Raw genomic sequence first — 5300 nt, forward strand, 5'->3', positions numbered from 1 at the left:
ACCACCGCAAGGCCCAGCTGGATTATGGCTTAATGCGAATCTTCGGAATTGGTGTCGAGCGAGACCGGGAAGACGGTATTCACTGGTTGAAACGGGCCGCCAAAGACCCAGCCACCCTTGAGCAGCTCAAGGAGCGAATAGCACTTCTTTGTGCAGAACACCCGCTAGTAGTGGGGCCCGAGGCCTGCGCCCAATGGGCGTTGGTTACTGCGCGAAACTAAACGCCCCGGGATTTTTCTTAGTCGGGGGTGGCGGCCTCCAGCCCCTGTGCAAAGTGCGCCTGCATGGCGCGCATGGTGGCCTTGCCATCGCGCGCCACCATCGCGGCGAGGATGGCGCGGTGTTCGCTCAAGGAATCTTCAATACGCCCTTGTTTGAACAAGGAGTTATGGCGGTTGAGCTTCATCACCTTGCGCAGGTCGGCCACCATCTGGCTGCGCCAGCGGTTGTCGGCCAACTCCAGCAGCAGCATGTGAAAGCGTTCGTTGATGGCGAAGAATTTCTCACGATCAGCCACAGCGGTTTCCAGCTCGGCGTGCAGGTCTTGCAGCATTTGCAGCTGCGCTTCGGTGGCGTGTTCGGCCACCACGCCTGCGGCGTCGCTCTCCAGCAGGCTGAGCAGGTGATACACGTCGCGCAGGTCTTTTTCGCTCATTTCGGTCACATAGGCGCCACGGCGCACCTTCATCGTGACCAGGCCTTCAGCGGCCAGCACCTTCAGCGCCTCGCGCAGGGGCGTGCGGCTGATGCCGAATTCCTCGGCAATCTTGAGTTCGTCAATCCAGCTGCCCGGCTCCAGTTCGCGCCGGAAGATGCGCTGGCGCAATTGCTCGGCCACTTCTTCATAGAGCGCGCGGGGAGTGAGGGTGAGGGCAGACATGGGGCAGATTGTAAGCTGCACGGAATATTTTGAATCAATAATTATGAATGATGTAAACTCGCAACCACACCACAGCACCTGAGCGGTCACCGCCTGTGCGCCGTGTTGGACGCCCCAACGCCATCTTCGGAGTAGCTTTTGCCATGAGTGACAACCCCACCAACAACGCCCCAGAGTTCGCCGCGTCTTCGCTGGAAGCCTGGGACAAGGCCGCAGCCAAGTCAGCGCCGGGGGGCGATGTCAGCGCCCTCAACTGGGTCACGCCCGATGGCATCACCGTCAAGCCGCTGTACACCGCTGAAGACACTGCCAGCCTGCCGTACGCCAACACGCTGCCCGGTTTTGAGCCCTACCTGCGCGGCCCGCAGGCCACCATGTATGCGGTGCGCCCCTGGACGATCCGCCAGTACGCCGGTTTCTCGACCGCTGAAGAATCCAATGCCTTCTACCGCAAGGCTCTGGCTGCGGGCGGGCAGGGCGTGTCGGTGGCCTTTGACCTGGCAACCCACCGGGGTTACGACAGCGACCACCCCCGTGTGACGGGCGACGTGGGCAAGGCCGGTGTGGCGATCGATTCGGTCGAGGACATGAAGATATTGTTCGACCAGATCCCGCTCGACAAGGTCAGCGTATCCATGACCATGAATGGCGCCGTGCTGCCCGTGCTGGCGGGCTACGTGGTGGCGGCGGAAGAGCAGGGCGTCTCTCAAGACAAGCTCAGCGGAACCATTCAGAACGACATTCTGAAAGAGTTCATGGTGCGCAACACCTACATTTACCCGCCCAAACCGTCGATGAAGATCATTGGCGACATCATCGAGTACACGGCCAAGAACATGCCGAAGTTCAACTCGATCTCGATCAGCGGCTACCACATGCAGGAAGCCGGGGCCAACCAGGCACTGGAGCTGGCCTTCACCCTGGCCGACGGCAAGGAGTATGTGAAGACCGCCATCGCCAAGGGCATGGACGTGGACGAGTTCGCCGGGCGCCTGTCGTTCTTCTGGGCGATTGGCATGAACTTCTACCTCGAAGTGGCCAAGCTGCGCGCCGCGCGCCTGCTGTGGTGCCGCATCATGAAGGCCACGGGCGCCAAGAACCCCAAGAGCCTCATGCTGCGCACGCACTGCCAGACCAGCGGCTGGAGCCTGACCGAGCAAGACCCCTACAACAACGTGGTGCGCACCACCATCGAGGCCATGGCCGCCGTGTTTGGCGGCACCCAAAGCCTGCACACTAACAGCTTTGACGAAGCCATTGCGCTGCCCACCGAGTTCAGCGCCCGCATTGCGCGCAACACCCAGCTCATCATCCAGGAAGAGACCCACATCACCAACGTGATCGACCCCTGGGCCGGCAGCTACATGATGGAAAAGCTGACCCAGGACATGGCCGATGCCGCCTGGAAGATCATCGAAGAGGTCGAAGCCATGGGCGGCATGACCCAGGCTGTGGACAGCGGCTGGGCCAAGCTCAAGATCGAAGCTGCTGCGGCCGAGAAGCAGGCGCGCATCGACAGCGGCAAGGACGTGATCGTGGGCGTCAACAAGTACAAGCTGGCCAAGGAAGACCCGGTCGATATCCTGCAGATCGACAACATGAAGGTGCGCGACGGACAGATCGCCCGCCTGCAAAAGATCCGCGCAACGCGCGATGCCGCCAAGGTGCAGGCAGCGCTGGATGCGCTGACCGCCGCCGCAGAAAGTGGCGAGGGCAACCTGCTCGACTTGTCCATCCAGGCCGTACGTCTGCGTGCCACGGTGGGCGAGGTCAGCGATGCGCTGGAGAAGGTTTTTGGGCGCCACCGCGCCGATACGCAAAAGGTGACCGGTGTGTACGCAGCCGCCTACGACTCGGCCGAAGGCTGGGACAAACTCAAGACCGAAATCAACACCTTTGCTGAAGAACAAGGCCGCCGCCCCCGCGTGATGATCGCCAAGCTGGGGCAGGACGGACACGACCGGGGCGCCAAGGTGGTGGCCACCGCCTTTGCCGACCTGGGCTTTGATGTGGACATGGGCCCGCTGTTCCAGACGCCCGAGGAATGCGCGCGCCAGGCGATTGAAAACGACGTGCACGCCGTGGGCGTGAGCACGCTGGCTGCAGGCCACAAGACACTGGTGCCCGCCATCATCCAGTCGCTGAAGGACCAGGGTGCGGACGACATCATTGTGTTTGTGGGTGGGGTGATCCCTGCGCAGGACTACGACTTCTTGTATGAGTCGGGCGTCAAGGGTGTGTATGGCCCCGGCACACCCATTCCCGCCAGCGCCAAGGATGTGCTGGAGCAGATTCGCAAGGCGGTGGCGTGACCCCTGCGGCGCTTCTTGACGGGGTGGTGCAGGGCACGACGGCGGTGCAACGCAGGGCCATGTCCAAAGCCATCACGCTGCTCGAATCCACCCGGGCCGACCACCGCGCCCAGGCCGACGAGCTGCTGACCCAGCTGCTCCCGCACACCGGCAAGGCCTTCCGCCTCGGCATCAGCGGCGTGCCCGGCGTGGGCAAGTCCACCTTCATCGAAGCCCTGGGCCTGTACCTGATCGGCCAAGGCCACCGCGTGGCCGTGCTCACCATCGACCCGTCCAGCACCGTCTCGGGCGGTTCCATCCTGGGCGACAAGACGCGCATGGAACACCTGTCGGTGCATGAAAAGGCCTACATCCGCCCCAGCCCGTCGAGCGGTACGCTGGGCGGCGTGGCCGAGAAGACGCGCGAGGCCATGCTGGTCTGCGAGGCCGCAGGCTACGACGTGGTGATTGTCGAGACTGTGGGCGTGGGCCAGAGCGAGATTGCGGTGGCGGGCATGACGGACATGTTTGTGCTGATGCAGCTGCCCAACGCGGGCGACGACCTGCAGGCCATCAAGAAGGGCGTGATGGAGATTGCCGACCTGGTGGTCATCAACAAGGCCGACATCGACAAAAACGCCGCCACACGGGCCGAGGCGCAGATCACGTCGAGCCTGCGCCTACTCAGTCAGCACGGCAACCCCGAGAACGCCCACCACGACGAAACGCTGTGGCACCCCAAGGTCGTGCAGATCAGCGCGCTACTCGGGCAGGGCGTCGATGCCTTCTGGGCGGCGGTCACGCAGTTTCGCCAGTTGCAGACGGCCAATGGCCGCATCAGTACACGGCGCGAAAAGCAGGCGCTGTCGTGGATGTGGGAGCGTATCGACGCGGGCCTCAAGCTCGCGTTTCGCCAGCATCCAGAGGTCAAAGAGCTGCTGCCCCAGATGCAGGCCGATGTGGCCGCAGGGCGCATTGCCGCATCGACTGCAGCAAGAAATCTGCTGCTAGCGCAATCACATCAAGCGCAAGCAGCTATCAAATAAATAGCATTTCCAAGCAATAAGCCATTTCACCAAAGGACGACCATGCAAGACATCCTGGATCAACTGGAGAAAAAGCGTGCGCTGGCACGCCTGGGCGGCGGGCAAAAGCGCATTGATGCGCAGCACGCCAAAGGCAAGCTCACCGCGCGCGAGCGCATCGAGCTGCTGCTGGACGACGGCACGTTCGAGGAATGGGACATGTTCGTCGAGCACCGCTGCACCGACTTTGGCATGGAGGACAACAAGATCCCCGGCGACGGCGTGGTGACGGGCTACGGCATGATCAACGGCCGCCTGGTGTTCGTGTTCAGCCAGGACTTCACGGTGTTTGGTGGTGCGCTGTCTGAAACGCATGCCGAGAAGATCTGCAAGGTGATGGACCAGGCCATGAAGGTCGGCGCGCCGGTCATTGGCCTCAACGACTCGGGCGGTGCGCGCATCCAGGAAGGCGTGGCGTCCCTGGGCGGCTATGCCGACGTGTTCCAAAAGAACGTGCTCGCCAGCGGCGTGATTCCGCAGATCAGCATGATCATGGGCCCGAGCGCCGGTGGCGCCGTGTACTCGCCCGCCATGACGGACTTCATCTTCATGGTCAAGGACAGCTCGTACATGTTCGTGACCGGCCCGGAAGTCGTGAAGACCGTGACGCATGAAGAAGTGACGGCCGAGGAACTGGGCGGCGCCGTGACGCACACCACCAAGAGCGGTGTGGCCGATATGGCGTTTGAGAACGACGTGGAGGCGCTGATGATGCTGCGCCGCCTGTACAACTACCTGCCGCTCAACAACCGCGAAAAAGCCCCGGTGCGCCCCAGCAACGACCCGGCCGACCGCATGGACCTGAGCCTGGACACCTTGGTGCCCGAGAACCCCAACAAGCCCTACGACATGAAGGAGCTGATCCTCAAGACGGTGGACGACGGGGACTTCTTCGAGCTGCAGCCCGAGTACGCCAAGAACATCATCATCGGCTTTGCCCGCATGGAAGGCCAGACCGTGGGCATCGTGGCCAACCAGCCGCTGGTGCTGGCGGGCTGCCTGGACATCAAGAGTTCCATCAAGGCCGCGCGTTTTGTGCGCTTT

General features: G+C 62.5%; 5 protein-coding genes. 4 read left to right on the forward strand and 1 reads right to left on the reverse strand.

What is annotated here, in order from left to right; all coding sequences use genetic code 11:
• A partial coding sequence (locus ISS20_RS23450; protein WP_291440036.1) for an SEL1-like repeat protein occupies positions 1–221 on the forward strand: 221 nt, incomplete at its 5' end.
• Positions 222–238: 17 nt separating this feature from the next.
• Here the strand turns inward: ISS20_RS23450 and ISS20_RS23455 are convergent.
• Positions 239–880 carry a GntR family transcriptional regulator gene (locus ISS20_RS23455; protein ID WP_291440038.1) on the reverse strand — a complete coding sequence of 214 codons (642 nt, stop codon included), beginning with the start codon at positions 878–880 and terminating at the stop codon, positions 239–241.
• 143 nt (positions 881–1023) lie between these two features.
• Between ISS20_RS23455 and scpA the strand changes: the two genes are divergently transcribed.
• The 3 genes from scpA to ISS20_RS23470 form a co-directional block, all read left to right on the forward strand.
• A complete protein-coding gene (scpA, locus tag ISS20_RS23460) occupies positions 1024–3192 on the forward strand; it encodes a methylmalonyl-CoA mutase (RefSeq protein ID WP_291440040.1) in 2169 nt (722 codons plus the stop codon).
• Positions 3189–4217 carry a methylmalonyl Co-A mutase-associated GTPase MeaB gene (gene meaB / locus ISS20_RS23465; protein WP_291440042.1) on the forward strand — a complete coding sequence of 343 codons (1029 nt, stop codon included), beginning with the start codon at positions 3189–3191 and terminating at the stop codon, positions 4215–4217. The genes scpA and meaB overlap by 4 nt, the downstream gene beginning before the upstream one ends.
• 42 nt (positions 4218–4259) lie before the next feature.
• Positions 4260–5300: acyl-CoA carboxylase subunit beta (locus tag ISS20_RS23470; RefSeq protein ID WP_291440043.1), on the forward strand; the 1041-nt coding region annotated here is incomplete at its 3' end.

The organism is Acidovorax sp., from assembly GCF_016783915.1.
Taxonomy (GTDB): domain Bacteria; phylum Pseudomonadota; class Gammaproteobacteria; order Burkholderiales; family Burkholderiaceae_C; genus Acidovorax.